This is a genomic window from Streptomyces sp. NPDC058619, assembly GCF_042717785.1.
Lineage (GTDB): Bacteria > Actinomycetota > Actinomycetes > Streptomycetales > Streptomycetaceae > Streptomyces.
The window spans coordinates 1-1,845 of record NZ_JBHXQN010000156.1; the positions used below are offsets into that span (position 1 = coordinate 1).

1 protein-coding gene is annotated in these 1,845 nt (G+C 69.5%); it reads left to right on the top strand.

Annotated features, from left to right (window positions below; all coding sequences use genetic code 11):
* The first annotated feature begins 191 nt into the window (after positions 1–191).
* Complete coding sequence (locus ACFWTC_RS38885; protein ID WP_384030718.1) at positions 192–1,811, top strand: IS1182 family transposase; 1,620 nt, start codon at positions 192–194, stop codon at positions 1,809–1,811.
* Positions 1,812–1,845 lie beyond the last annotated feature (34 nt).

The following is a 1,845-nucleotide window of genomic DNA, read 5'->3' on the forward strand; positions in this document are numbered from 1 at the left end:
TAAGCTTGACTCTGTCGGGGATCTTGGAGTTCCCCTGTGCGGCAGCATGATCAACGGGCATGCTCGGGCTGTTCCAGTGACCGATGCAGTCGTCGAGGTGCCCGTTGTCCCTCCGCCCCCGTTCCGGTGAGCAAGTCCCCTCTCTGACCGCACAGATTGCGCGGGCGAGCAACCCGGGTGGCACCACGGCGATGTGGGTGAGAGACCGGCTGGACGGGCTGTGGCGCGACGAGGACTTCGCCGACTGGTACCCGCGTGACGGGCGTCCAGGTCTCTCGCCTGCTCAACTGGCTACCGTCTGTGTGCTGCAGTTCCTGCTCGGTCTTTCGGACCGGCAGGCCGCCGAGGCGGTCCGCTGCCGCATCGACTTCAAGTACGCGATGGCCATGGAGCTGGACGACCCCGGGTTCCACCACAGCGTGCTGGCCGACTTCCGCGACCGTCTTGCCGAAGCAGACCGTGCTGACCGCCTCCTCGACCTCGCGCTGGCCCGCCTCAAGGAAGCCGGCCTGGTGCACGAGCGCACCACCCAGCGCACCGACTCCACCCACGTCCTGGCCGCGGTCCGCGACCTGACCCGCCTCGAGCTGATCACCGAGGCGGTCCGCGCCGCCCTGGAAGAAGTCGCCGGCACCTCCCCGCACCTGCTCGACGAGCTGGTCGATGAAGACTGGGGGCGCCGCTACGGCCGGCCGGTCCGCCTGGGCAAGAACCCCACCAAGCCCAAGACCCGGATCCTCGCCGCCGGAAACGACGCCCTCCGGCTCCTGGAACACCTCTACCGGCACGGAGCAGACCGCACGTCCGGTCCTCGTATCCAGGCCCTGCGCCAGATCATGGTGCAGAACTACGACCGTGACGCCGCGGGCCGCCTGCGCTGGCGCACCGCCGAGAAGGAAGGCGGGCTAGGGCTGCCGCCCTCGTCCCGGGCGGTCGTATCCCCTTACGACACCTCGGCCCGCTATGCACGGCACGGACACGTCATCAGCTGGAAGGGGTTCGCCGCTCATCTGACCGAGACGTGTGCTCCCGGCGGCCCCAACGTGATCACGGACGTGGCCACCACCGCGGCCACCACCCACGACAGCCAGGTCCTGCCCGGCATCCACACCCGCCTCTCCCGCCGCGGGCTGCTGCCCGCCGAACACCTGGTCGACGCCGGCTACACCTCCCTGCCCCACCTGGAACAAGCCGCCCGTGAACACCAGGTCACCGTCACGGGACCGCTGCCCGCCAACCCCACCCGGCAGCATCGTCAGGCCAAGGGTTTCGCCCGGGACGACTTCCACATCGACTACGACCGCCGGCAGGTCACCTGCCCCCAGGGCCAGGTCAGCGCGGGCTGGCACGGCCCCTACCCGACCTCCTCGCCCACCGCCGCCCCGCTGATCGTGGCCAGGTTCACCAAGAGCCAGTGCCGCCCCTGCCCGGCCCGCACCCAGTGCACCACCACCGCCGACAGCGCCCGCACCGTGGGCTTCCCTCCGCGAGAGCTCCACGACCTGCAACTCCGCGTCCGCACAGAGCAACAGACACCCGAGTGGAAGACCCGCTACGCGGTCCGCTCCGGAGTGGAGGGCACGGTCAACGAGTTCGCCCACGGACACGGCATGCGGCACTGCCGCTACCGAGGCCAGGGAAAGGCCCACATCCAGCACGTCCTGACGGCCATCGCCGTCAACATCGAGCGCCTCAGCGGACTGCCACCAACCGGGGAACCACCCACACCCCGCCGACCGACAGCCTTCCAGAACTACCTCGACCAGCGCGAGATGCCCCGGCCGAAGTCATGGCGCACCCTGGGCACCTGATCTCGACAGTTCCAAGATCCCCGACAGAGTCAAG

Bases quoted from the DNA above. Each gene is read 5' to 3' on its own strand.
- ACFWTC_RS38885 (WP_384030718.1), top strand. From the start codon at position 192: ATGTGGGTGAGAGACCGGCTGGACGGGCTGTGGCGCGACGAGGACTTC.